Genomic DNA, 24957 nt, shown 5'->3' on the forward strand with positions numbered 1-24957 from the left:
TCACGCCGGCTGGCATTGGGCGGCGCTGGCCAACGCCACTTGCTCGCCCTCTTTATCGCCATTACGGGCGAACAAAACCGCCGCTTGTTGATAGGCACTGACCGCGCGCTCACGATCACGCCGCGGTTTTTCCGGATGATTAAGCCACAGGTGCGCCAGCGTCATGGCAGCATCGGCGAGACCGTTTTTCATGGCCTTTTCATACCAATGCATGGCCTGGTCAATATTCTTGTCCAGGCCCATGCCCTCCACGTAACAGTTGCCGAGGCGGTACTGTGCTTGCGCATGACCGGCCTTGGCGGCGCGCGTCAGCCAGTCTGCCGCCTCTTTGTATTCACGATGCATGCGCCGGGTACGCTGCAGCAAGCACGCCAGTTCATATTGCGCTCTGGAATACCCCGATTGCGCCAACGGCTGCAAATGCTTCACCGCTTCCACGTCATCCTCGTCCCTGACGTACTGCATTGCTTCCTGGAAACGTTCCCAGTCCGGTCGCGCCTGCTTCTCGATACGCTTCATGCCCCAGATGGCAAACAGAACGGGTGAAACGATAACCAGCTGCAGGGCAAAATCAACAATCAGCTTGAACACCAGTCCGAGCAATACAAACAGGAAGACAAACGCAAATCCCAAGACTACCGGTGTAGCGAAAATAGCATTGAATTTTTGCAGCCAGGTTTCGTCCTGCAATGGGTCACGCTCATCGACAAATATGTTATCCGCCAGTTTCTCGCGTCGATCACGATACAGGGTCATTCCCAGCACCAGGCCCATTACGGCGCCACACAGGTGAGCGATATAATTGATATTGAACAAGCCACGGAAGATCAACTGGTCGTATAAATCCCAGAAGACATACCAGATAGCAATAGCCCACAACGGCACCATTAACACGCCCAGGTGCACAAAAAACCAGTAGAAGAATCGGATCTTCACCGTTGGCGCCAGGTACGCCGCCAGCGTCATGGTGGCCATGACCACGCCGGACAGGCCGACGGTGACCGTACGCTCACCAAAGGCCAACACGTTTTGCAATACGCCGATTCCCAGCGCCATGGCGATGCATATCAACAGGAACCGCCCGGAACCGATGGCGGTTTCCACGATCAGGGCAAAGGCAAAAAAGAAAAACAGGTTACCCACCAGGTGATCCCAGCTACCGTGGGCCAACGAACCGGTAAGCGAACGCAACGGGTTCCAGCGATTCACATCCTCCCACAGGCTGGCAGTAAGATACGGCGGCGCAGACTTGGCATAACCATCAAACAGTTGCTGGAACTGCGCCGACGCTTCCCTGCCCAGTTTTTTCTCGACCAGGTCCAGGTGCCACTGCAGGTGATCTTGGCCATCGTAATAACTACGCATCAAGATGTGTCCCAATAGCCAGACGCACCTCTCCTGGTCATATGCCGACAGCGACGGGTGCGTATCCTGCAACTGCGCGACTATCTCGACAGTGCAAAATTTCTCCGCATGGCTTTCAATGGCACGGTTGCTACGCTGCTGCTGCCAGGTGGTAAACGTGCATAACAGCGCGATCAATACCGTTGTCCACGGAATAATGGTGAGATGAATTTTCGGGCCAATGGGAATAAACATTGAGTTTCCTTCCGGGTTAGATGGCTCGCCAGAAAAACCGGGTAATTACTACACTATAGTCTATCCTCCCCGTTCCTGTCAGGCCAAAAACCCGTTGCCAGTCAGGTTGCAGGCAACACGGGATCGCCGGTGATCAGGCGCAGCAGCCATCGAAACGGGTTGTAACGTAAATTTTGGTGAAATTCCCAAGCTAACTCCCAATTACTATTCACTAGTCGATGCCCGGGCTGATACTGTTGTGACCACCAAGCCAAGACATAATCGATACAGTAGCCGAATCGGAGAGCATGATGACCAGGATTTCGCATTTTATAGCGGTATGCACATTGGCCATGTTAGGCGCATGCGCGACACCCGTGCCTTCGGATCCTCAATACGGCTATATCGATGATCGCAACCTGCCAAAACCGGATTTCTCGGCCAAGATTCCCGGCCTGAGCCCGTGCACAAACAGCAAAGACACTACCCTGCACCTGAACTCACATGAGCCGGTAACCGTCATTGTTCATGGCTGCACCGGTTCCGCGGCGCTGTTTCGTTCGCTCGCCGAAGTGTTTGCGTTTCATGGCCAGCAGGCGGTGTGTTTCAACTACAACGATCGTGACAGCCTGACGCAAAGCTCGGCGGAACTGATTACGGCGCTGGACGCGCTTTCCACAAAAATGGACAACAAGGCGATGACCGTCATCGGCCACAGCCAGGGCGGCTTGATATCCCGGCGCGCCTTGATCAAGGAACGTGATAACCGCCTGCAGGCTGAACAAAATAACCTGACGCTTGTCACCATCTCGACACCCTATGCCGGCATTTCCGCGGCCGATCACTGTGGCTCAACAACCTTTCGCTGGTTAACCCTTGGCCTCGCCGTACCGATCTGCAAACTGGTCAGCGGTGACAAGTGGTATGAAATCACCCAGCCGTCATATTTCATTCAGCAACCGGGTACGCTTCTCGACCAGGTCACGCGTCATGTGAAAATCGTTACCGACGAGCGCGGCACGTGCCGGAAGTTTGATGACACCGGGGCCTGTGTCGAGGACGATCATGTCTTCAATATCGAAGAACAGTATTTTGATAAAGTGGATAACATCCAGGTTGTCGAAAACCTGGAAGTCGACGCCGGCCATGCTGAAATTGTCGGGGACTACAAGGTCGCGCCGGACAAGCTGATCGCGATCCTGCAGGACAAGCGCATTATGGACAGTACGCCGCCCGAACAACAGGCAAGACTGGCCATGCTTTTGAAACAACTTTACCAGTAACAGGCTTGAGTCATACGTACCCGGGTGCCTCGAAAAATACCTGGCAGGGTGCCCGGTGCGATGCACGAACCCGGCCTGCCCGGCAAGATTAAATTCCGCTTGATTGACATTATCAACCGGCACCGTGGAGTCGAGCCTCGGCGTTGGTTTGTTATTCACACCGTTGGCCTTATCCGGTTTACACAACAGGCAAGCGGCGCGAGGATTTTTGCATGTTGATGCTTGTAGTCAACATTCTGCTCCCCTGCCATTACATGGCTTCGTAACGCAATTCGAAATGCGCCTCCAGCCCCTTGCCGCGCGCGGCACCGGCAATGGCCACCTTGTAGGTCAGCAACCAACCGCTCAGCGCCTCGATGGTCTTGGCCATGCTGGTGAAGTCATTAAAGACACAGACAAAAAAGCAGCCACTGAAGTGAAACACCTCCTCGGATTTTTCCCGGAGCTGCTTTATCAGGCTTATTACGATGTGATCACCTTCAGGCTCGCCGAATTCATCATTGATATACGACAGATCAAACAAATGCACGCGCATACGGTAGCGGTAGTTGTTCTTGCGCTCTTCAAAGGCGCGCTGGTTGGGTAAACCATACTTGTGGTTGATCAACAGCTCTTCGGCGTATAGCTCACGGGCAATGGTTTTGGCGGCAAAAATTTCAGCGGCGATACGTCGGTAAAATTTCACCCGGTGACAGCCTTTCAAACGATCAGGGTGAAGCAGCTCGCCCCAGCTCTCCCAACGGACCCAACTATTCGGCATCGTCACTCACCGCCATCTCATAACCCAGGGACAATCTGATGCCGACGCCACCGCCCTTGGTCGATATACGGCTGCCGGTAATGGTTGGCTTGAGCTTCAGTTTCTTTCCCGAGCTTGAGGGCAGTGATGGCTCCGATAAGGAGTCCGGTTCACGTCCCTGTGTCGGCTTACTCTCTGCATTTTCTTTTTTTGCTGTTGTCATAGGCATCCCCCGGGTTCTTTAGTCACAGGTACTGCACGGGGCAACACTCTACCGCGGCACTGGCTCAGCACATGAGCCTGCCAATACAGGGCAAATAAATGGGATTGAAACGCGTTTGCTAATGCGGGCGTAGCGAGATCGGGCGAGCTGGGTGCTGCCTACTGGCGGCCCGGCCCGGGCACAGCATCATGCGTCCGGGCAGGCAGGGAGTTTTTTGGGATACGGGCCGGTCAGCGCCTTACCTTGGGGCGAGCAAACTGCCCTTGCGCAGATACTTCGCCAGCTTCAAGGCCAGGAAGTCACCGCTGAGCTTGTGCCACTTTTTGGAGCTCGGCGTGGCATTCACAAACCCGCTGCCTTCGAACACGACCTTGCCGCTGTTCAGATCAAACACTCTCACCGTCGTTGGCTGGTACTTGGCGCCATAAGCGGGCTGGTGCCGATGGCTGGCGGCAAACTGCAGCGCCTTGGGCATGTCTGACGGCATAACATCTGGGCTGTCTTTGTCGACGACACGCCTCAGGTTTTGCTGGATATCAATAATCACGGCACCGTCGAAGTTGTTGGCCTTCAACTGCTTCAACACTTCCTTGGCGCTGTAGGAATCTTTTTGCGGCATCACGTCTTCAAACCGCACTACCTCGGTGCGACCGCGAGAGTACTTTTTGACGTAGTTCTGAAAACGCTTTTCAATCTGGGCGCGGAATGCCGGCACGACATTGGGCGCGGCAACAACGATGCGATGAAAACCGACACCGGCGTTATCACCACTGAAATTGCCGTTAAACGAGAGCTTGCCCTTCGCCTCCACATCCTGGGCGATGGCCAATCCAAACACAACACTCGCCACAACGGCGATCAAGGCAAAACGATTACGCATGATAAATCCCCCACTACATAGGCCAACGGTTTTTGCACCGGACTTCATGGCCATCCCACTCTTTGTAGTATGCGCTTCATCCCGAAACGCGGGAGCATTATGTCAGCTTTCGACAGCCCATGCCATGTGTTGACGTTCTCGCAGCGGAGGCTCTCAACGTCATGACGGATCCAACCCAGGCAAATCTCGACGCGGCCGACCGGTTCACTCGAGCACTACCGATAGTCACGCAACGATTCTGTCGATTCTCTTGCGCACGCCAAGGCGCCCGCATCGTCTCAACACGGCTCGCCAACTCCTTGGTGTTCGCTATCAATTCTTCCAGGAACTGCTCGTCTGTTTCCAGGGATCCTTCATACACAGCAAGGTTACGTCGCTCATGGCAGACCGCGAATAGTCGCAGCGCACCTTTTTTCAGGCTTACGGTGTGCGCCAGGCATTGAAATACCACGTAACGTTTGTCCAACCGGTAGCCCGCCGCCCTCAACGCGGCGAGTGCCAAACCATGTGCCGCGTTATAGGCCAGGTCAAATCGACTTGAGTAGGCAAGGTCCGGATTTTCGGCATCTCTCAGCCGGTCAATCGCCGCTGTCAGCAATCCCCCAAATTCGCGACGGTCCGCCGGCTCAATCTGAAGTTCCCGAATTCGTACCAGGTTTTGTAAAGTCATTGATTACTCCCTTAATCATCAACTTGGGTTGCTCCAATACGCGCACCAAAAAACTGCGCCCTTCATTTAGCTTCGACTCAAATTCCGTCCTGGAATAAATCGTCGGGTTAACAGGCCGTTGCAGAGAGTGTTCCGCCGGTGCAAGGCTTTCCATCACATCACCGTAAGCCAGATCTTCTCCTACCAGCATCAAATCAATGTCACTGCTCTTTTGATCAGTTTGTTTGGCAATAGAGCCATACACAAACGCCAATTCAATTTGGCCCAAAAACGGTATCAGCGCATCGCGGATGACGTCCGCCACGCCGAAGGTTTTTCTGACGATGGACTGCAACTCTGCGTAAATCGGGCTGTCACTGTTTGCCTGGTAATGCAGCTGGTTGCCTTCGCGGGACATGACCAGCAAATGCGCCGACACTAAACGATCCAGTTCGCGCTTTATCGTGCCACGACCCATATCGGCCCAGCGCACGATCTCGTTGGTATAAAAACTCTTGTCCGGCTTGCCATACAGCAGGCTTAACACCCGTTGCTGGGTTTTGGTAAACAGCGCGTCGCCAATGGACGTGGGCAGCATCTCAACCCCTCGATAGGCCCCAAATTGGGTACTATAGGCCCCAAATTGGGGCTTTTCAAGTCTGCACAGGAGCATCATCGCTCTGCCCCACCCGGCTCAATTTTCTTTGATAGGGATACTGTCCCCGCACCCTTATTCATAGATAGTGGAACGGTGGGCCACTTTGACCACGAGGACGACGAGTTCGTTATCACGGATTTCATACACGACCCGGTACACACCCAACCGCACCCGATACCGTTCTTGCGCGGAAAGTTTTACACAGCCATCCCCGCGCGGATCATGGCGCAGCGCCTCGATTCTCTTCAGAATACGGCCAACGTCTCGTTTCGGGATACTGCGTAAATCTTTGGCAACGGATTTCTTGAAGACGAGCTCATAACTTGCCATGCGACTTGAGATCTTTCAGCAGGGCTTCGTAGCTGAGGGTCGGCTCCGCAATTCGTTCCTCGAATGCGCCGAGGTCCTCCTGATCCTCCCGCAAGGCCAGGCGCACTGCATCGTTAACCACCTCAGACACGGATTGGTTTGTCGTTGCCGCTTTCACGCGCAAGGCGTGATGAATTTCCGGCTCAAAGTAAACGGTTGCTCGTTTGGATAATTCGCCCATAGCGGTGTACCTCCGAGTCACAACATAACGCTATGACGTTATAGCGTCAAGACGCCACACTCTGGTACAGCCGGTCATCGTCGCCGCTCAACTCCGTTGACCAGGTATACTGTCCCTCAATTTCTTGAGTTCCCGGTCCACCCAGTCGGCCTTGTCCGCATCGCTTAGGTCGGTTCGCGTTGCGGCTTCATTCCACAGGCGCAAAAACGGGTCCGGGTCTGACGGGTCGGCGCCGTGTTTCAGCAGGCAATCATGAATCGCCCGGCGCATGATCTTCACGTGATTGGCGCTCTCATCCGGAATACCGCCGTGGCCGCTCCACCAGGCCAGCTTCTTGAACAAGGACTCACCGAGATTATTGCGGTGGTGGATATCGCCACCGCGGGCGATCAGTTTCTCAATCACCGGCACATTGGCGCCCTCGCAGGCCGCGCCCAGCAGGCTGTCACCCACCCGGTCACGGTAGTGATTCATCGACTCACAAAGGTCGATCAGGCACAGGGACAAGCCATTGGCACCCCGGCGCAGCGCCTCGGCCAGCTTCTGCTCGCGTTGATCAAGCGGAATCAAACCGTGGACATTGCGCGCCACCAAGCCCTCGAGGAATACCAGGCGGCCGGCGCGCACCGCCTCCGAGAACGCGGACCGCAACATGGAACCGAACGACGCCCGGCACAGCATCCGGGCGCGATCCAGCATCGCCATGGCCAAGGCCTCGTGACCGGCATCCAGCGCCCAATCCACCGCCGTGCGATGCGTCACCACGTCACGAAAATCCAGCTCCGCGCCGTAGTCGATGAGCGGCTGCACCATGTCCGCGCGGTTGTTGCGCGCCGCCCGCGCCAACAAGGTCACGTTATCGAAAAACGCGATGTTCGGCGCATAACCCTGCTCCAGGTAACACACCAACACGCTCAGCGGCGCCGACTCCGGCAGCCACTTCGCCAGCAGCACCCGGCCGGTATCATTCACCCGAATCCTGCCGTGGCGCAGCATCGCCTCCACCGCCGGCCAATCGGCCTGCAGCACCGCCTGCTCCAGGGAGAAATACACCAGCGACGGATCACCCGCCGCGGCAGAACCCGGTTGGGTATGGTCAGAATCCGGCATCGGCAACTCCTGGATAGAAGATACAGACAGCCTAACAAAGGGAGTGGCTCAGGGGGTGAGCCAATGGAACAGTTATAACTCTGCTACACCAACATGTTTCAAATAATTATAGGTTGAGTCGTAGTATTTCCTCGGCCTCGTATGATCATCGTCGTCACCCTCGGGCACAAACAACACCATGCCCTGTCTGGCACGAGTCAGCAGGACTCGGTAAGCGTTTTTCTGATACATCTGCCTTTCGACCTTGTTGATTCGCTGCCATCTATTTCCACGAAATGACCAGTTTTCCCATTTATCACCAGAAAAACGAAAATCGGCATCCCAAGCCATCAATACCCAATCCAACTCCAAACCTTGCACATCAAATTCAGTAGCTACATCTTCTAAATAATAAGAGGATCGAACATCATCTTTCCCATCCAAAAACCAATGCACAGGATCTGCTTTCACACGAACATCGATTGCATGTGGCTTTAATCGTTCCGCCTGACTGGAAACGACCATGCCATAACGTTCTGTTCCTCTTGCCTTATTCCTAACCCAATCTTTGGCTTTCCGAAGGTCGCGCGTCATGACAATTGGATAGTTTGTTTGGATGGACTCCAGACTCGCCCGTGCGCTTTTCTCTTCCAAATCGAGTAATTGTTTCACAAACAAGGATACCTTTTCGCTCCGGAACGATCGCACTGATGTACTCAAGTGCAGTTCTGGTATCAATTTCGTCATGGAGTTTTGTTTAGCACGACGCACGAGTTCGCCAGCACCATATTCACTATCTATAAGACGGTCGGAGACATATATTTTCCAATGCGGGAACTCACTCTCTATGGCCTCAAACCACTCTTTTATACCAGCCTCCCCCGTGTTGATCTCTTGGCCACCACCCACTAGGCACACAATCGTTGCCCAGTCTTGATGCCGATTCATACAGGAAATTAAAAATACTGGCTCAGAGATATCAAAATCCGGTTGATTTTTCTTCTCCCGCATAAACTTAACTGTTTGGTCTTTGTCCCAAGCACGCTGCGCCTCATCAAACAGCGCGACATGCTCGATGGGCGGCTTTTCTAGGTCAATCAACCCCTCATCCCGAAAATGATGAACATTCTGGATGAATGCTTTGACTTCGCTGAGCGCGTCACCTTTCCGAATCGTGCCGCCATTGGTCTTTACTCTTATAACCTTATCTCTCGCCAATGCCTCTTGAAGTATTTTCACAAGCGGGCCGTTACCGGAAAGAAATACGCTATAAAGTTCGTCATCAGGGCTTATATGAGTAGTCGCCACATCCAGCCCAACTAAGGTTTTTCCGGCGCCCGGCACACCAGTTACAAAGATAATCGACTTTTCCGAGCAATCACGAGATTGCTTAATAATCTTGGCAATCGTGCCTGATGTGACTGATAAATTTTCTGCAGTGGCATCACTACGTGAAATTTCTGTTACGGAATGACCATTATATAAAGCTAGCGTTGCCTCTATTATAGTCGGCGTTGGCTTATAGCCACTCTCCTCCCATGCAGTCGAATCAATGGGGTTGCCATTATACAGACGCAAAATATCGGCAATAACGCCACCCAGTGTCTCTCGATTACACGTTATTGGCGACAGCAACTTGTCATGGGCAAGGTTATCTATCCTAGATAATATGCCTGGTGCCTTTGTAGCGACTAAAATTGGCGCAACAACAACATTATGGCTACCTTCATGGAAATGCTTCAAATCAAGCGCATAATCCACGACTTGATCGATATCAGCCGATTCATAGGACTCCGCCCCCACCTTAAATTCGAGCACAAATACTACCGGACCGATAATAACAACAGCGTCGATCCGACAACCCATTCTCGGTATGGAGTATTCGAAATAGATTTTACCTTCGTAGCCAGACAGAATGCTCTTGAGAAATATCGCCTGCTCGACCCAGGCGTCTCGCTGAAATGGGGTTAAATCGAAAGCATGTTCAACCGCCATCTGCCCGAGGATATGTTCGGGGCCAGACTCGCAAAACCCAATTATTGACGTCGAGTAGTACGCTCTTTTCATTCAAATTTCTGCTTATAGGCTAACCTAATCAGAGTTTCGGTCCTTCAATTCCTATTGAAAATGGTTTTGTATTCCAATAATGAAAAAATTTAGTCGCAATTTTCGGCTCTACTTCTTTTCGTCATACAATATCTTCTTATCAGAGTAAGTGCTGATCAATATATCCATCGCCTCATTTGTTCTTGTGCTCCACAACTTATTAAACGCATATGTCTTTCCATTAGCATATATCAACTCATCATCTTCAATAAAATACCGCTTGAGTCGCACCTGCTTTCCTTTGGAGTGCATATGTTTAGTCAATGCATCAACGAACGATGGATTGTCGAGCTGGCCATCAAAAACACAAAATACGTCATTTCTCCAGGTAATCTTGCCGAGGAGTTCTTCCGGATCAATGCCCTGGTCGCACAGATACTTGACGATTGTAAATATCGCCCCACGTTTTGGCATATTTTCAAATACTGCTTCACCCACCGTAACATCATACTTGGATAAATCCCTGCCCTGACTTCGAGAGACTTTTTCTAGACGTGTTTTGTCTCGAATTTTGACCTGGTAATCCTCTGCCTCAGGTAAAGGGATCACCTGCTGGATATCAAGTAGCGTTTTTTTACCATCTTTGTAGGGCTTGAGTCGAATACACTTAACGTCGAGGCCAGAGTTGTTCAACCATATTACTGCTGTAGTAAGCTCTTTTGAAAATTCCGCAGAGGCGAGAACTATTTTCACATCCTGAGCAAATTCCTCCTCATTTACTTCGTTCCAATCAAGAAACTCGAGTATCAGGCTCTCTGGATCATCTTCTTTGCCAAGTTTAGTCAAAAAGCTGCCAAATACCTCAACCACTTTTCGGAACGTTAGCGAAGACACCATTGCAGCATACCGAATAGCCTGCAACTCCATATGGCCACCATCCTCGGTACGTTTCAATTCAATTACGACGAGATTCGCGTCTTTATCCAGCCCGAGAAGATCGATCCGCCTGCGACTATCTTCCCAATGTCCAAACTCTTCCGAAATCACCAGTGTATCGGGTGCAATTACCTCAATTTGCTCTCTCAATAGTCGCTGCAAATCATCACGCTCCCTGATTCCTTCGGTTGCGAAGGAAGTCTCAGGCATTTTGATCAACTTGTCTGAGTCAATTTCGTAAATAGCCACTCCATTTACTCCAAAGTATTATGCCCCCAACCACGACGTGTCGATCACGCAAGACATTGTTGTGTTGTCCATTACTCGGTGAAAAATAATGGATCTGCTATCCATCCCTCACTTCTATCCGCATGGCTCGGAATACCGTAATCCTTTTCTCTATTTAAGTAGGCCCAACTTGCCTGGATGGCACATAGCACGGAATCCAAAGTATCCCCGGAGGCATCGGACACCATTATTTCTTTCAAATCATCATCTATATTTAACGATATGCCATAAACGCTTTGGAACACCGAAGAATGGATTCCACTGACAATATCCCGTCTTGCCTGTTCCAGCTCCGGTGTTTGTTTCTTTTTAACATCATTCTTGTAGCTACGATTACCTATAAATCGTCTCGCCACAATCGCCGGGTAGGCCTCCACTATCACACGCTCACTCGCGCGTCGGCGGACAGGAACAATATCTGCGTCGCTCGCCAATATCCGTTTGGCTCCCTCATAGAACATCTTTCCTACTGGTACGCCATAGAGCTTTTGCGGGCTGATAGAAGATGCCAGGACGTCTATTTCCCGCCGATGTTCTTTATCCCCTGCGGCTCGTCCGGCCTTGTAATTCTCCAAAACTTTTACAAATTCCTCACGCGACATTCGCGCTACCAACGATGCGTAGTCTTCCCATGATTCCGGCCAGCCGATATTCTCAATAAATAACCTAGATTGGCCAAAAGGGAAATCCAGGCCAGCCACCCATGAGCCGTCGGTCGCTAAACGTGCCTCAATCTCTCCAAACCCTTCCAGGTTCTCGAGAGTTTCGATTGATAACCCAGTGCCCCCAATCTCGGCGACAGCGCACGTAATTGGCTTTTTGCTTGTCGGCGTGCTTGTAAAATCGATTCCAAATATCTTCACATTATATATGCGCTATAGTTATATCCATTTGCGATATATTGAAGTCAAAGTGATCAACTTTTAACCACCCCGACCTCTTTAATTCAACCCCGGTTTTCCTTTATATAATTTCTCCGCCGCCCAATACCTCATCCACGATCTCATGCTCATCCAAAAAGCTCACGCTCACAGGGCCATTTTCAGGATCATGCCCAGCAAGGCGGACCTCCTCAATTACCTGCTGCATTGTCGATACAATCTTTCTCGGTGTAATCTCGGTGAGCTGTGAAGCGATTGTTTCAACTGCAGTTTCTTCAAACGGAAAATAATCACCCTCTCCTTCGGGGTCGACACGGTTACTGTTAAGTATCTCGTTCACAAAGTTCACGGCGTCACTTTTATCTAATACCGATAACTCAATCATCCGGTGGATTCGGGTGAGTATATAATCAAAGAATAGTGCCGTTAATTGAGATAGTTCAGCTGTGAGAGCGATAATCATACAGAAACAAGTTGGACAATTATCATAAATGTGTCTAAGGATATCATTGACCTCCCTTGCCTCTTTAAGGCTAGACCGATCCAAATCGTCAAGCTCATCGATTAATAGATATGCTCCTTTCTTAAATCTCCTCTTGTTAGAATCCGATAGATTCATCTCATGTACAAATAAGTTCACGAGTCGAGTGAAAATTATCATCGCTTGATAATCCGTCAATGTCTTAGGCGCAATGAGCCCAAAAAAGTCTTCCTCTTTCTGACAGTGATATATTTCTTTTGCGAAATTGTGCAATTCAACAGGTGGAATTAGTTTTTCGATAATCTTCTCCGCCGAGATTTCATGACCGAAGCCATTTGCAGTCCGGCAGAGTGAAATACACTCTGTCAAGAAGTTGTGATATGCCTGAACATTCACAATTAGATCAGATTTCTTGACAATATCGTCTACAAAAGCACCGGCAAAGGTCAACTTACCTTTATCCTTGCGTAGAGTCGGAATAAAGTAACAGACTGAATCAAACTCATTTTTTTTATCATGCAGGATTTTGTTTTGCGCCCAGAGTAATGCATGGGACTTACCTGTTCCGTAGTCCCCATAGAGCATAAGAAAATTGGCATTACCAACTTGGTCAGCCAGTGATCGCTTCAAGTACTTATCGAGCTGTTTCATCTGCTTTTTATAACCAACCCAAATACTCGCACGCGGATCAGCAGCAAAGTTCGCGTTTGAGCGGAACGGATTATCCACCAAATTCGCTTTGTTGTAATACTCTCTAGGTTGCATCACCATTTTCCATTCTCCAGTTTTTGCCATTGACCTCGCGCCAATAACCGGCGAACATCGGTCATTTCATAACTATTCATCATTAACTCCGTAACATACTTTTCTACATAGGCTATCTCTTCCTCAGGAACTGCATAGCACAATTCCTCATTGCATCGCCCCTCCCCAAGCGCCATACCTGCAGATGTCAAGTTGGACGAGCCTACTAGGATCAATGACGAGTAACGATCCCCGCCGCGCAGACCCGGCTCATAGCGCCTGTTCTCATCGAACACAAAGCAATATAACTTCGTATGCAATCTGGGATATACAAAAACACTGACATTTCGCTCGTCCAGTCTCTCCATCCATTCTATATTCCTTTCTTTTGGCGGAGCCGTAATCAAGGCCACACTAGCACCGTCCTCGACCTGGTCAAGCAATAGCTTTCCAAACTGCGCGGTTGGCGAGAACAATTTTTCGCTCACGAATGGCGCGACCAACCAGATATCCTTATGAGGCAGGTTTCGTCTAGAAAATATTTCATGATTGATCTGCGGCTCTTTGATATTACGTTTAAAACGGTTGATTGGGAGGGCAGGAGCTCTCGGGCGCTCACGTGCAGGCAGAGCTGCCATCGTATCAATTACGCATGACCCGCCATTGGATACCGGGATCGCTGCTTTGATATCACCAGAGGCTGGCCCAGTCAGCCGATCTTCGACGCTGTGCTTCCCAGCCCGGAACAAATATATACTCTCGCCATTCCGTATAAAGATGACCCTATATGCCGTTCGCCGACGGCTCACATAGCGTATCCATGCACCCTCAATGCCGTGATAGGGATGATCATCAGAATCAGGACGAAAACTCCCGTCTGGGCGAATCGTTTTTTGTAAGACCCGCCGGGCAAAGTGTGCATCGTCGTGATCTTGCAGGTCAGCGATGAAATCGGGAAGCAAAAAGACAGGCATAATTACCTCTTGATACTAAGTGCACCGCCAGTTTTTCTAGATCGTCTAAGCGCTATACGGCGCTGTTCGCTCATTTGTTCGGTTGAAATTGCTGCGGGCAAATTGATGACTGATTTACCACGGGCACATGCAATTGCCACGGCAGCGGGATAGACAATAGTAATTGGAAGTTCCCGCCTTAACATGACCTTCCGCACGTGCAAACTACGAAATACCTTCATCATCTCTCCGATGAATTCAACTGCAAGATCTTCATCACCTTTGACATGCGGCTTCACAGAAAGGCTGGAATATGCAGTACCATATTCAACTAAACATGTCCAAAGACTCTTTGTATCTTTGCCAAATAGATCGGACTTAAAACCAGAACGCACCAACTCATAATCCATCGGCCAGAAAGTAAAACGGTCGTCGTCATCTACGTACCCGGCTCTCCGGAGTCCAAAGAGAAAATCCCTACCCCGTTGAGTTAGACCCATCTTGTTATCCCATAGACCAAGCGATACTGCCCATCTCTTGCGAACCTTCGGTACTTTACTAAAATAATCATCTGAGAATTCAATCTCATCTCCTTTTTCCGAGGCTCGCACGGATACTTTTTCATACTGCAGGGGCTGGGCACGCTTCAGTGAGGCGACGGACCGACCAACTCCAGCGCTACCTTTGTTCTTCTCTTGGCGCTCGATCATAATAACCCTATTAATTTGTCTAGCAGATGCTTTGCCTAGTAAATACCCAGAAAGGTCAGCGCGCTTCTGAAGCATCATCGCCCTCAGCGTTTCTTTAGCTTGCTTATCTTCGAAGTTTGCAAGAAGTAGATTGACAAATATTTCGCCATCGTTCACGAGAATGGCCCATAGCAAGAGAAAATCCTGTGCCTCTTTTCGTTCTTCCTCATCTAGAAGTTCTATGCAAATAGCCATTGCATCGAGGTTTTCAAGTATAAGAATATCACCGGAAGCTCTTAGAATCAGTCGTAGTGAACAAAAGAAGTCACCAATATTCTTTACTGCACTTTCGTTTAGACCCCAGCTCCCTTCATTTTTGCTGCCGGTGACCAGTTCACGCCAACTAGTCATAGTTAGATCGCGGTCTTGCAGGTAACGTGTAACTAAGTCTTCCACGCGTGCAGCGGTTAAATCTAGGCCGACCGAGTAACCGATCTTGCGCATGAAGATCGCATAGGGATCAGAATGGGCTGTAGCCGCCATGTGCGCTCACTCTAGGTCGTATTTGTAGTAGAACCGTTCGGCTACTAGCCTGGTCACCCAAAAAACACTGCCCAACATCGAGAACCCGTACCATATCCCCAAAGTCTGACAGACTAGTCCCGGAATATTTCATATTGCGAACAGCCTTGGTCGGAATCCGATTAACAACTGCATTAATGTCACTCTGAAAACTCAAACGATGACTGAAGGTGATATTAACTTGGCTTAGAATCTGATCATCTAGAGCCGAGGGCTGTTGAGTTGCTAAAACCAGTGAAAGGCCTGCATCCCTTCCACGCTTGACATACTCCACAAGAGCACTGCGCGCAGGTGAAATCCGATCGCTTGGCGCTACCACATGCGCCTCATCAATCACCAGCCAAATCCTATCAGGAGTTCCATCCCCGTCGAATGGTTTTTGGAAAAAGTTGGCTGTCTTCTTCTTATTGTGATGATTGCCAAGAATGTCAAACAAGTTACGCGCAATAACAGCGGTGATAAGTGACTTATCTTCATTTCGCAACTCTCGCAGAGCTAGAATATTGCAGGTTCCCTCCTCTAGGAAATCTTTGATTCGAAGGCCATTGGCCGAAAACAGGTTGGTTCTTCGATAATCATCTAGCTTGTAACAGATAGCATTGCGCGAACTTTCCGCAACCGCTGGCCAATTTCTATCATTGGCGATATAGGTAATCATATCTGCGATCTCAAAATTCGAATCTCCAAGATTTTCGAGAGTCGCCGTGATTATGTGCCCTTGCGAACTATACACTTCTTGGCCTAGCAGGGCACACCACTCCTCTGCCCGCACATCCTTTGGTCTGATCTGCAAGGTTTGTTCGGTACCCAAAAATTTGGTCGACCTAGGAGGCGTGTAAATCTTAGCCGATGCTAGATTGTTCGGCTCCAAATTCCATCGTTTCAGCTCGTCAAGTTGCGCCTTGTTGGCAGGAATTCCTTCGCGCGGCTCATAACCGAGTGTCCAGAACTGGCTTTGTGTATCAATAATAATAGACGTGATAGGCTTTACATCATTTTGAATCGGTGACGATTTCCCAAGCTTGGAAATGCCCTCTACAAGCACTCCGAGATCGAAGCTTTTGCCGCTCCCGCGCGTACCTGTAATGTAGATTACATGGGGAAACGTCGTGTCCAGCCAAGCATCTGCCCCTAGATAGCTCTTGCCCTTTGTGCTCTCTAAAATTTTACCAATATAGAGAAGATTGCTGTAGTCTTCCCCTTTCAGTGTACGTCCAAAAACAATATTCTGACCTTTCGAGACATATTGAGTCTTTACTAGCGGGTCTTCGACCACATAAGGACTTTTCTCAATAACAGTGCTAAAGCGCTCAGCCGACTTGATCGAGAAACTCATTCTGATATTCCTTATAAGACAACCATACCGGTTGATCACTTGGGCGCAGCATCAGGACTTTTGTAGGTCGCAATGCATCAAGAAAGTGGCCATGGTTAGCCGCAGCGATGAAAGCTATTCGACCACTTGCGATAACCTGCTTACGCAGGTTATGGGCCACAATCTTTGCTGTAATCGGATCAAGGTCGCTACAAAACTCATCGAGCAGCCAGACCTCCTCATCCCGTAGCAGCAAATCGGCTATCATCGCTCTATACTGTTGCCCGCGACTAAGCATCCAAAAAGGCTTTATGAAGACCAAGGCTTCTGAAAGACCTACACGACTAAGCGCAATAAACGCGCGCTCAGGTGAAAATTTCTCTGCCAAGACCTCAAATATTGGGGCCTCGGACCGCAACGAGCGAAGCCAACCTGCCGAGTATTTCAGATTACCTGTTCGCTTAACCATGAGATTGCCGTCTAACGTCTTAGCAGGATCAAGCGAATTTAGGAAAATACTCTTACCGCTACCACTTGTTCCAACTACTAAGATAATATTACCGGTTGATGCCTTTACATCCACGTTCTGGACAATGTCTGCATAGACTGTATCACCCTTCAAACCAAATATATCCATGATGATTTTTGTCGAACGCGTCTCCGGAATATTATATGCTGCTCTGATAGAAATACCGTTGATGTCTATCTGCGTGCTCTTTACAGTAAATTCTCTCTTATTAGATTTTTTGTGCTCCCTAAGTGGAAGCTCTCTTAGCGCATCCCTTAGGTAACTGACCGTATAATCATCAAGTGCGCATAGATAATATGGTATAGGGTGCCGGATTATCGAACGCAAAATCGCCCATTCGCCAGTCGACAATGCGTCACTATTTTCCTCTATCTTGCGTCTCAATATCTCAAGACCCTCTTCAAAACTGATCTGAAATGTCTTGCAGTAGTCCTCCAGCACACGATAATACTTACGCTGCAAACTCATCATCCCAAACTCGCCATTGGGTGCACGCGCCATCTGTTCCATATCTTTTACTACACGCGAAATATTACCTTCGGTCCTCCCAATAAATCTAAATCCTGAGGAAGACACAAAATCAATATGATTCAACATTTCTGCTGAGATTTCCATAAATACTGGTCGCATCCCACCGATATGCCAACGTTCAGCAGCAAACATTTTTGCGGCTTTGATCATCGGTCGTGTAACCCCTAGACCACGCAGCTCTGGACTGACAACAACCCGCCCAATGCGTACAATAGTATTAAGATAGCTCTTAATAGCATGTTGATCCCAGCACTCCCATGCAATTTCACGCCTGGGATGAGAGTAAGGGCAATTGAAAAGTACATGGCGCGGCTTACACATCATTAGTGGCATCTGTAGATCTATATAACCCGCTGGAAGCCAACGACGACCTATCTTAATTTCTGCATACAACACAGACCTACGTCCACCGACAGATGCAGTTTGACTCTTAGTATCATCGTGCCATGATTTCTCACTCAGCGAGCTATTTGTTTTATAGTGAAATTGCTCAAGGAACTCTAACGCGCGCATATCTAATTCTGTTTTTATTTCCCGAATCCTTAACTCAAATTTTTCCTGCCCGACAGAGACGCTTTCATCAATCGAAAATATTGGCGTTAAGGGAATGTCCGATTCAGAGGCATCCTTTGATACTACGAAAATTCTATTATTTCCTACAGCGCCAAAACGGATATGATCTCCCTTACCTACAACTGCAAAGCGATGCGCTCGTACAGTGATGGATGACCCATCACTCCCTCGTACAGTGAGGTTCTTATAGCAACCCTTTGGGTTCGCAGACTGAACAATATATGATTTTTCTTTTTTACTCATGAGTCAATAGTTTGTGAAAAACTCCTCCACACCTCCATTACATTTCATACATCTGTCCAATGCATTACTGCGTCTGTAATGTCAACCAAAAAATCGTAGCGTTAATATAATCGCGGAACAAGTCAAAAAATGGCATGCGCCAACATCATAACAAACACAGGGTGTGGCGAACACCTTCTAAAAACCGTACTGGTGTCAGCACGCATACTTGGAATGTATAGTTTATTTCGCAAGCGTTCGCGATTTCGCTTAGTATTTGGCCCGCCTATCCGCCTATCCGCCTATCCGCCTATCCGCCATGAATATTACTGACTCACCGCCTGCCGATTTTCCAGCAGCCGGGAGATTTTGTAGGGCCGCTTTGTCTGGTCCATACGCCTCTTTGATTGGTCTAGTTATATTGGGTGGCGTACTACAGAGGGCTTTTTTCTAGTTATGATTTGATAATACCCAATGTGCTTGCTCAGGTATAGGCAGAATCGCATTTTCCGAAGAATATGAGAAATCCCTAAACCTCCAACTAACGCCCGCGCGAATATTCATTCAGGCTCGCCACATGAGCCTCACCCATATCTCGCCACCGCTTGCTGCAATTTTTCTCCTACCCGGTTTTTCAGTGCTTCGGGTTCCAGTACGTCCACATCCGGGCCGTATTTGAGGATGTCCATGATCAGTTCGCGGTCGTCGCTGTAGGGTATGGTGAGTTCCAGCTGGCCGGCGCTGTTGATCTTGCTGGTTTGCCTGGGGTGCCAGGTTTCATTGGCGACCCAGGGGGTGATGTGGGCGCTGAAGCGCAATACCGCCGTGTGCCGGGCTTTGCCTGAGAAGATTCCGTAGCTGCTGGCCAGTTCATCATCGAGGGTTTTTTTGGTCACTTCCCTGGCCGGTGCGTCTACCGGTTCGGCGCGCTGGATCATGTCGAGCGCGAAGATGCGCAGGCTGTTGCGCAGGTGGCACCAGGCGTCCAGGTACCAGTTGTCGCGGTAATGGGTGAGGCGCTGGGGCGATACCTGGCGTTGGCTGGCTTCGTTGCGCTCGCGGTTGTGGTAGGTGATGTGCAGTCGCCGGCGTTTGAGCACGGCATTGGCGATGACTTCAAAGCCGGCGATGCTCACGTGCCGGGCGCCCTGGGGCAGGATACGGATGCGATTTCGGATCTCGGCGGTGCTGCGTTCGCCGCGGCCGAGCAGGTCGCGGATGCGATTCTGCAAAGGTTTGACATAGGGGTCGAGCAGGCCCGGTTGCAGCTGGCCGAGCAGGTGTTGCATGGCCAGCAGGGCGTGTGCCTCCTGGGCGTTGAACCACAGGCCGGGCAGTTGCATTTGCGGGGCTTGCCAGCCTTTTACCTCGAAGCGGTAACCGCCCCGGTCGCGATCATAGACGATGGGCGCGTGCAGGCGGCTGCGCATGTATTCGATATCGCGCTTGAAGGTGGCGGGTGAGACTTCCAGGGTGTCGAGAAAGTGTTGCCGAGTCACGGCCTGCTGGTTTTCCAGCATGTGGGTGATCTTGTAGATGCGCTCGGTCTGGTTCATGTCCCTGGCTCGTTATGATGTCGGGGCATGGACGGCGGCCTTGGCGGGCGCCCTGCTCCCTACGCTAACTTGCACTGCTACATTATTGTGGAACCAGTCCGTTGGTTCGGGCTTTCTGCTACTTATTCACCGGCGGCCTTGCCGGTGTTTCCTGTCGCGCACAGGTAAATAGTTATTATGGGGTAACTATAGTGCAGAAATGGGGCCGGGTGCCATCATTATATATGTACCGCTTAGACGGTTGACTGAGGGGGTAAGATTTCTCCCTTCAGTCGAAATGACAAAGCGGGAGTCGGGGCGGCCCGAGGGGGTGGTAGAAAGGAAGATTTCTCCCTGCGGTCGAAATGACAACCGGGGTCGAAATGACAGGATCAGAGGCGAGGCGGTTGGTTGGGGGGATAAGATTTCTCCCGTTGGTCGAAATGACAACCGGGGTCGAAATGACAAAGCGGGAGTCGGGGCGGCCCGAGGGGGGCAGCGAACAGGCCTTCGCCTTGCGCTCGTCATTCCGGCCCGAGAGCCGGAATCCAGGCCGTGTGATATTTTGTTTCGCGTACGGACAATGTCTGTACAAACAGGCGGCGCTAACCTACACTGTTGGCCATGGAAAAGCGGCACATCGGAGCCAGGTGAGATATGAAACCCGACAATTCAAAACAGGATACGGCCAAGACTGAGCGCCTGGATTTTCGGGTGAGCCCGGATTTCAAGGCTTTGGCAGCCCGAGCGGCGAACCTGGCGGGCACCAATTTGACGGCCTTCATGATTGAGGCGGTGCGCGCCCAGGCGCTGAAAACCATTGAGCAGTACGAGCGCATAACGCTGAACAATAAGTCCCGCGATGAGTTCCTGGCGGTGTTGGCCAGGCCACCCGCTCCCAATGCCGCACTGCGCAAGGCCGCCAGGAAGTACACCGGCAATTAACTGCTATTCCCAGGGAGAGTATGCGTGAAGGATCACGTCACTTCGCTCAGCATTGAGCCGCTCGGCAAGCGGCATTCTCGCTCGGCTTTTGATTGTGGTAACCCCGGACTCAACGAGTACCTGGCTAACCATGCCCGTCAAAACGATACCAACAACCTTGCCCGTACTTTTGTTGCCGTCGATGAACATGATGTTGTTCTGGGATTTTATTGCCTGAGCGCGGCCAGCGTTGATTTTGAAAACCTGCCCACGGACATGACAAAGAGGTTACCACGCTACCCGGTGCCGGCGGCACTGATAGGTCGGCTGGCCTGTGATCAGTCTGTACAAGGCCAGGGCCTGGGCGCCCACCTTCTCATTAGCGCCCTGCAACATATCCTGTTGGCCTCAGAAGAACTGGGCATAAAAGTGGCGCTGGTTGATGCTATTGATGAGAATGCCAAGCGGTTTTACCAACACTTTGGTTTTTTGCCTTTGCGCGGCCACGAGATGAAATTGTTTTTACCCATCGAGACCATTGCGCAATTGTTCTAATTCATTAGCGATACGAAGCACCTGCCACGTCGGGACAATCAACACGTTATCCATGAAATACAAACTACTCATAAACAATCTTATCTGGGCTTCCTTGCTCATAGTGCTTTTTGGTATTCCCGTGTTGATTCAAACCTCATACGCCAGCCACCCCGCAAATATCGAGGAGCACACGGCCACGGTAACTGTTTGGCAAGAACTGGTTTCAGGAAAAGTACGATACCATTATAACGTTATTGACAAGTCCGATAAGGCGTCTATCACGTCGGTCAAGTTGGGGTATGATTATTTTCATGGCATCCCGCTTCTAAAAACCGATCCAGAAAATATCTATTCACCACAAGGATGGAAGGGCGTCATTGTTCGTACAGAGGAAACACTGGAATTTGAAATCGAATGGGCACGAGAGGATCGTGCCTACAATATTCAACCAGGCCAACAGCAAACGGGATTTATTGTTGAACTACCCATAGCAGATAATATCTATCGTAATACATACTTTACGGTATATTTCAGTGATTCCACTATCGCATCAACACACATAACACCCGTTTCAGCGCCACCGCCTGGGGACACCATGCCACCGGTGTTAACCGTATCTCTGAAAAATGATCGCACCATCGTTACAGGCGCCTAACCTATCTTTTTTGATTGTCATTCCGGCCCGAGAGCCGGAATCCAGAATTATAATTCCTGGATCACGGATAAGCGCCTCGGACTCGCATAGAACTCTGGCGGGTCCATCATGAGCACCCCACATTTCAATATCTGGGCGCGGGATGACGACCTTGCTGGTTCTGTCCCGCTCAGTTGCAGCCTACGGGAAAAGGCGGGATTTCTCCCGTAGGCTGCAATGACAATGGACGGGAGAATGTGTAATTCGGTGACAGTGTACTTATTTCAAACCAATTGGCTTACGCTTCAACTTTTTTTGGCAGCCGTGCTTGGCTCGTGATCCCTTCCGGCTCCTGTATAAACCGAAATAAGTATACTGCCCCCGGATTCCTCACTCGCCGGCGACGGCTTTCTGGATCAGCGGTACCAGGGGTGTGGGCAGGGCGATGGCGCCGGACAGGGCGAATTCGTGTGCCGTGGGCGTCATTTTTTTCCAGGTCTTGCGGATGATGTCGAGCCACTTGGCTTCGTCGTATTCCGGGTGCTTGTCGGCGAATTCCTGCATGTAGTGTTCGATGAACACGAGGCCGGCGATGTCTTCCAGCAGCTGGGTGTCTTCATTGCTGGCGATGCCTTTCTTGGCGATGGCGGTTTCGACGCGCTCGATGACGGCGCTGTCATAGCCGGCCTCGGCCAGCAGCTTGCCGGCGGTGTCGGCGTGGAACTTGTACAGGTCCTTGCGCCACTTGAGGTAGCCGATGCGATCCATGGGGTAGGCATCGCGCGGGGATTTCCAGCGCTGGATGTGTTGCGCACGGATCGCCAGCTTCTGCGCCTCGTCGGCCTCGGGCCGGTAGCGCTGCAACATGTCACTCATGTGGTGCGAATACAGCAACTCCTTGGGCCAGTCCTTGCCATCGACATTAACGGTGTTGGGGTCTTCGCCGTTGGCGGCGTCGATCAGGGAAACGGCGGCATCAAAAGACGGTTGCGACATGGGCGGTATCCTGTAGTGCGGGGTTAACGGGCGGCCAGTATAGCAAAACCGGTTTGACTAAAAACTGACAGAGGTCAGGGATACTGCGTGGCCTGTGTGGTCACGCGAGTGGACTGGATAAGGTGTATTTGGGGTGGAGGATTACGACGACAGAATAGCTCAATCACCGGGCAAGCTCCTGGTATGCGTCGCCGCAATTTGAAGGCAATGCTGGATACGTGGCGATACTGGAGGATGGCCTACTCCAAAAGCAGCCGGGACAATATCCATCTTCCGATTTTGTTCTCATGCCATTCATAGGGGACTATTGATTTAGTCAAAGACTAACAATATTCACTATTTTGTTGTTGACCTGCGTTAGCTTCAATCTCTATTCTCCATTCATTCCTAATGACATGAGATAGTGTAAATATTTATATACACGTTTATATAACGCGTTATGAATCCAGCATAACTTCACCATGAAACACATCAATCAAATTTTATTGGTATTCGCGCTACTATCAACGACCTCCCATGGCACCGAGATCGACTGGGACATGCGCTGCTGTTTTACTGCAGAACAGATTCAACAGGCTGCGGTTGTCATTACGCTAAAGGGGAGTTCCTCTCCTGTTGCCCATATTTCACTAACGGCGCCCGGCGATATTCAGATTGGCATGGACTCTTCATCGAAGTCGTTTTTCCTGCCCAACTCCGAGGGCATCTACGCGTATGGGCCTGTTGATGACATCCCCGTTGACCATCCGGAATGGGGAACGCGAATAAAGCGAATCATCGCGCTCAACCGTGCAACAGAGGGGGACTACACCATTAAGGTCATTGGACAATATCAAGGTGCCTATACCCTGTCTATTCGCGTGAACAACGGGCCATCTTCGGTCGCAGATAAATCAATCAAAGATGTACCGATAACTCCCAAGGAAATCCATGCCTACCTATTTCGCCTGTCGCGCGGTACAGACAACCAGCGTGGCGAGATATTGCTTAAGCGAATCGGTGATTAATGACTACTTATATCCCGCATCTTCAACAACACTTAAGGCCATTTTTTACCCTGGTGACGCTTTGTTTTGGCCTGGTTTTTACCATACCGGTATCGGCCACCCAGTGGGACAATGAACTACGCTGTTGCTTCAGACCTGATGATCTTAAAAACCAGTTTGTGATTACGCTGGTAACCAACCAGCCAGTGGCTCATTTGCGGCTTACAACTCCCGGTGGCAAGCGTTCAGGTTTTCAGCCAGCAACAGGAAAATTCTATCCGCCAACGCAAGAGATGGTATACGCCCAAGAACCGGGCACCGATTGGAATCTCGGTGATCCTGAATGGAATCATTTCAGAAACCGCTTTCTGGTATTGCGCAAACGCGTGAAGGGTGATTACACGCTGGAAGTTATTGGCCAACAACGAGGAAAATACTTTCTTTCTGTTTATCCGGCGGGTTTCGACCGAACCAGGCGCTCGCGTTCTTCTGCGGTAGCTCCGGCTGATATACAGCCTGGCAAAATCCATATCTATACTTTTCCTGGTGAGTTTGCTGATTTTTTGGATAATACAGTTCCACACGATAGTCCTGAACGATTTCGTGTGAAGCGAATAAAATAGTACATCGCTTTCAATTAACGACGTTGAACAACTTTTCTTGTCCCTCGCACTCACAACCTTAATATATAAACTTCGCCACTTCGGCCGGGTCCAGCACGCCGGTGGTGACGAGATACGCAAGCCCTGCCAGGTACATGTCACCGATGGTCTGTGTCATCTTGGAGAACATGGGATCGTCATAGATTTTTATATAGGCCCAGGAAACCACGCCAAATTGAAAGACGTTAGTGATGTAATCCGCCAACAACATGGTAACTATCCATTCATCATCCAGTGGGTACAGGGCGGAGACGCGGGTGATTT

At 50.3% G+C, this 24957-nt stretch carries 25 protein-coding genes and 1 pseudogene; 6 read left to right on the forward strand and 20 right to left on the reverse strand.

The annotated features are described in order from the left end of the window. Positions 1 to 1599 (reverse strand): rhomboid family intramembrane serine protease, encoded by a 1599-nt coding sequence (locus OEZ10_13990; GenBank protein ID MDH5634080.1) that lies wholly within the window; start codon positions 1597 to 1599, stop codon positions 1 to 3. A gap of 332 nt (positions 1600 to 1931) precedes the next feature. Here OEZ10_13990 and OEZ10_13995 point away from each other — a divergent pair, with 332 nt between their 5' ends. Continuing rightward, on the forward strand, positions 1932 to 2861 hold the full coding sequence (locus OEZ10_13995) for a putative lipase (protein MDH5634081.1): 930 nt from the start codon (positions 1932 to 1934) through the stop codon (positions 2859 to 2861). A gap of 250 nt (positions 2862 to 3111) precedes the next feature. On the opposite strand, the gene OEZ10_14000 is transcribed toward OEZ10_13995, so the two are convergent. From OEZ10_14000 to OEZ10_14080, 17 genes and pseudogenes are all read right to left on the reverse strand, one after another. Continuing rightward, the gene (locus tag OEZ10_14000) at positions 3112 to 3621 is read right to left on the reverse strand and encodes a hypothetical protein (GenBank protein ID MDH5634082.1); all 510 of its coding nucleotides are present in this window, start codon (positions 3619 to 3621) and stop codon (positions 3112 to 3114) included. Beyond that, positions 3611 to 3823, reverse strand: a complete 213-nt coding sequence (locus OEZ10_14005; protein MDH5634083.1) for a hypothetical protein — start codon at positions 3821 to 3823, stop codon at positions 3611 to 3613. Before OEZ10_14005 ends, OEZ10_14000 begins: the two co-directional genes overlap by 11 nt. Before the next feature lie 238 nt (positions 3824 to 4061). Next, complete coding sequence (locus tag OEZ10_14010) at positions 4062 to 4703, reverse strand: hypothetical protein (GenBank protein ID MDH5634084.1); 642 nt, start codon at positions 4701 to 4703, stop codon at positions 4062 to 4064. 277 nt (positions 4704 to 4980) lie between these two features. Beyond that, positions 4981 to 5373, reverse strand: a pseudogene (locus OEZ10_14015) (hypothetical protein). After that, positions 5330 to 5950 carry a transcriptional regulator gene (locus OEZ10_14020; GenBank protein MDH5634085.1) on the reverse strand — a complete coding sequence of 207 codons (621 nt, stop codon included), beginning with the start codon at positions 5948 to 5950 and terminating at the stop codon, positions 5330 to 5332. Before OEZ10_14020 ends, OEZ10_14015 begins: the two are co-directional and overlap by 44 nt. Positions 5951 to 6082: 132 nt before the next feature. Next, positions 6083 to 6340, reverse strand: a complete 258-nt coding sequence (locus tag OEZ10_14025; GenBank protein ID MDH5634086.1) for a type II toxin-antitoxin system RelE/ParE family toxin — start codon at positions 6338 to 6340, stop codon at positions 6083 to 6085. Then, the gene (locus OEZ10_14030; protein MDH5634087.1) at positions 6327 to 6560 is read right to left on the reverse strand and encodes a CopG family transcriptional regulator; all 234 of its coding nucleotides are present in this window, start codon (positions 6558 to 6560) and stop codon (positions 6327 to 6329) included. The genes OEZ10_14025 and OEZ10_14030 overlap by 14 nt, the downstream gene beginning before the upstream one ends. An 87-nt stretch (positions 6561 to 6647) precedes the next feature. Continuing rightward, positions 6648 to 7670 (reverse strand): ankyrin repeat domain-containing protein, encoded by a 1023-nt coding sequence (locus tag OEZ10_14035; GenBank protein MDH5634088.1) that lies wholly within the window; start codon positions 7668 to 7670, stop codon positions 6648 to 6650. 72 nt (positions 7671 to 7742) lie between these two features. Beyond that, the gene (locus OEZ10_14040; GenBank protein ID MDH5634089.1) at positions 7743 to 9716 is read right to left on the reverse strand and encodes a DUF2075 domain-containing protein; all 1974 of its coding nucleotides are present in this window, start codon (positions 9714 to 9716) and stop codon (positions 7743 to 7745) included. 108 nt (positions 9717 to 9824) lie between these two features. Beyond that, entirely contained in the window at positions 9825 to 10880 is a 1056-nt protein-coding gene (locus OEZ10_14045) for a hypothetical protein (protein ID MDH5634090.1), read from the reverse strand. A 71-nt stretch (positions 10881 to 10951) separates the two neighbouring features. Beyond that, positions 10952 to 11782 (reverse strand): DUF429 domain-containing protein, encoded by an 831-nt coding sequence (locus OEZ10_14050; GenBank protein ID MDH5634091.1) that lies wholly within the window; start codon positions 11780 to 11782, stop codon positions 10952 to 10954. A 100-nt stretch (positions 11783 to 11882) separates the two neighbouring features. Further along, positions 11883 to 13076, reverse strand: coding sequence for a hypothetical protein (locus OEZ10_14055; protein MDH5634092.1), 1194 nt, complete (start codon positions 13074 to 13076; stop codon positions 11883 to 11885). Next, positions 13046 to 13999 (reverse strand): hypothetical protein, encoded by a 954-nt coding sequence (locus tag OEZ10_14060; GenBank protein ID MDH5634093.1) that lies wholly within the window; start codon positions 13997 to 13999, stop codon positions 13046 to 13048. Before OEZ10_14060 ends, OEZ10_14055 begins: the two co-directional genes overlap by 31 nt. 2 nt (positions 14000 to 14001) lie before the next feature. Next, positions 14002 to 15210: a hypothetical protein gene (locus OEZ10_14065; GenBank protein ID MDH5634094.1), complete on the reverse strand. Its 1209-nt coding sequence runs from the start codon at positions 15208 to 15210 to the stop codon at positions 14002 to 14004. Beyond that, positions 15188 to 16585: an ATP-binding protein gene (locus OEZ10_14070; protein MDH5634095.1), complete on the reverse strand. Its 1398-nt coding sequence runs from the start codon at positions 16583 to 16585 to the stop codon at positions 15188 to 15190. The genes OEZ10_14065 and OEZ10_14070 overlap by 23 nt, the downstream gene beginning before the upstream one ends. Next, on the reverse strand, positions 16560 to 18440 hold the full coding sequence (locus OEZ10_14075; protein MDH5634096.1) for an ATP-binding cassette domain-containing protein: 1881 nt from the start codon (positions 18438 to 18440) through the stop codon (positions 16560 to 16562). Before OEZ10_14075 ends, OEZ10_14070 begins: the two co-directional genes overlap by 26 nt. A gap of 563 nt (positions 18441 to 19003) precedes the next feature. Next, positions 19004 to 19975: a WYL domain-containing protein gene (locus tag OEZ10_14080; protein ID MDH5634097.1), complete on the reverse strand. Its 972-nt coding sequence runs from the start codon at positions 19973 to 19975 to the stop codon at positions 19004 to 19006. A gap of 636 nt (positions 19976 to 20611) precedes the next feature. On the opposite strand from OEZ10_14080, the gene OEZ10_14085 reads away from it, so the two are divergent. Genes OEZ10_14085 through OEZ10_14095 form a run of 3 tightly spaced genes read left to right on the forward strand, consistent with a single transcriptional unit; the run spans position 20612 to position 22070 of the window. Next, positions 20612 to 20899 carry a DUF1778 domain-containing protein gene (locus tag OEZ10_14085; protein ID MDH5634098.1) on the forward strand — a complete coding sequence of 96 codons (288 nt, stop codon included), beginning with the start codon at positions 20612 to 20614 and terminating at the stop codon, positions 20897 to 20899. A gap of 24 nt (positions 20900 to 20923) precedes the next feature. Beyond that, positions 20924 to 21433 (forward strand): GNAT family N-acetyltransferase, encoded by a 510-nt coding sequence (locus OEZ10_14090; protein MDH5634099.1) that lies wholly within the window; start codon positions 20924 to 20926, stop codon positions 21431 to 21433. Between the two features lie 52 nt (positions 21434 to 21485). Beyond that, a complete protein-coding gene (locus tag OEZ10_14095) occupies positions 21486 to 22070 on the forward strand; it encodes a hypothetical protein (protein MDH5634100.1) in 585 nt (194 codons plus the stop codon). A gap of 369 nt (positions 22071 to 22439) precedes the next feature. On the opposite strand, the gene OEZ10_14100 is transcribed toward OEZ10_14095, so the two are convergent. Then, positions 22440 to 23045, reverse strand: coding sequence for a DUF4202 domain-containing protein (locus OEZ10_14100; protein ID MDH5634101.1), 606 nt, complete (start codon positions 23043 to 23045; stop codon positions 22440 to 22442). 461 nt (positions 23046 to 23506) lie between these two features. On the opposite strand from OEZ10_14100, the gene OEZ10_14105 reads away from it, so the two are divergent. Then, on the forward strand, positions 23507 to 24052 hold the full coding sequence (locus OEZ10_14105; protein ID MDH5634102.1) for a hypothetical protein: 546 nt from the start codon (positions 23507 to 23509) through the stop codon (positions 24050 to 24052). Then, positions 24052 to 24654, forward strand: a complete 603-nt coding sequence (locus OEZ10_14110) for a hypothetical protein (protein ID MDH5634103.1) — start codon at positions 24052 to 24054, stop codon at positions 24652 to 24654. The genes OEZ10_14105 and OEZ10_14110 overlap by 1 nt, the downstream gene beginning before the upstream one ends. A gap of 58 nt (positions 24655 to 24712) precedes the next feature. On the opposite strand, the gene OEZ10_14115 is transcribed toward OEZ10_14110, so the two are convergent. Further along, positions 24713 to 24957 (reverse strand): hypothetical protein (locus OEZ10_14115; protein MDH5634104.1); only part of this gene is annotated, 245 nt, incomplete at its 5' end.

The sequence above is a fragment of the Gammaproteobacteria bacterium genome (assembly GCA_029880545.1).
GTDB lineage: Bacteria > Pseudomonadota > Gammaproteobacteria > Acidiferrobacterales > SZUA-150 > JAOUOD01.

Coding starts and splice junctions, on each gene's coding strand:
- OEZ10_13990 (MDH5634080.1), bottom strand. CDS start 1,599: ATGTTTATTCCCATTGGCCCGAAAATTCATCTCACCATTATTCCGTGG.
- OEZ10_13995 (MDH5634081.1), top strand. CDS start 1,932: ATGTTAGGCGCATGCGCGACACCCGTGCCTTCGGATCCTCAATACGGC.
- OEZ10_14000 (MDH5634082.1), bottom strand. CDS start 3,621: ATGCCGAATAGTTGGGTCCGTTGGGAGAGCTGGGGCGAGCTGCTTCAC.
- OEZ10_14005 (MDH5634083.1), bottom strand. CDS start 3,823: ATGACAACAGCAAAAAAAGAAAATGCAGAGAGTAAGCCGACACAGGGA.
- OEZ10_14010 (MDH5634084.1), bottom strand. CDS start 4,703: ATGCGTAATCGTTTTGCCTTGATCGCCGTTGTGGCGAGTGTTGTGTTT.
- OEZ10_14020 (MDH5634085.1), bottom strand. CDS start 5,950: ATGCTGCCCACGTCCATTGGCGACGCGCTGTTTACCAAAACCCAGCAA.
- OEZ10_14025 (MDH5634086.1), bottom strand. CDS start 6,340: ATGGCAAGTTATGAGCTCGTCTTCAAGAAATCCGTTGCCAAAGATTTA.
- OEZ10_14030 (MDH5634087.1), bottom strand. CDS start 6,560: ATGGGCGAATTATCCAAACGAGCAACCGTTTACTTTGAGCCGGAAATT.
- OEZ10_14035 (MDH5634088.1), bottom strand. CDS start 7,670: ATGCCGGATTCTGACCATACCCAACCGGGTTCTGCCGCGGCGGGTGAT.
- OEZ10_14040 (MDH5634089.1), bottom strand. CDS start 9,716: ATGAAAAGAGCGTACTACTCGACGTCAATAATTGGGTTTTGCGAGTCT.
- OEZ10_14055 (MDH5634092.1), bottom strand. CDS start 13,076: ATGGCAAAAACTGGAGAATGGAAAATGGTGATGCAACCTAGAGAGTAT.
- OEZ10_14060 (MDH5634093.1), bottom strand. CDS start 13,999: ATGCCTGTCTTTTTGCTTCCCGATTTCATCGCTGACCTGCAAGATCAC.
- OEZ10_14065 (MDH5634094.1), bottom strand. CDS start 15,210: ATGGCGGCTACAGCCCATTCTGATCCCTATGCGATCTTCATGCGCAAG.
- OEZ10_14070 (MDH5634095.1), bottom strand. CDS start 16,585: ATGAGTTTCTCGATCAAGTCGGCTGAGCGCTTTAGCACTGTTATTGAG.
- OEZ10_14075 (MDH5634096.1), bottom strand. CDS start 18,440: ATGAGTAAAAAAGAAAAATCATATATTGTTCAGTCTGCGAACCCAAAG.
- OEZ10_14080 (MDH5634097.1), bottom strand. CDS start 19,975: ATGAACCAGACCGAGCGCATCTACAAGATCACCCACATGCTGGAAAAC.
- OEZ10_14085 (MDH5634098.1), top strand. CDS start 20,612: ATGAAACCCGACAATTCAAAACAGGATACGGCCAAGACTGAGCGCCTG.
- OEZ10_14095 (MDH5634100.1), top strand. CDS start 21,486: ATGAAATACAAACTACTCATAAACAATCTTATCTGGGCTTCCTTGCTC.
- OEZ10_14100 (MDH5634101.1), bottom strand. CDS start 23,045: ATGTCGCAACCGTCTTTTGATGCCGCCGTTTCCCTGATCGACGCCGCC.
- OEZ10_14105 (MDH5634102.1), top strand. CDS start 23,507: ATGAAACACATCAATCAAATTTTATTGGTATTCGCGCTACTATCAACG.
- OEZ10_14110 (MDH5634103.1), top strand. CDS start 24,052: ATGACTACTTATATCCCGCATCTTCAACAACACTTAAGGCCATTTTTT.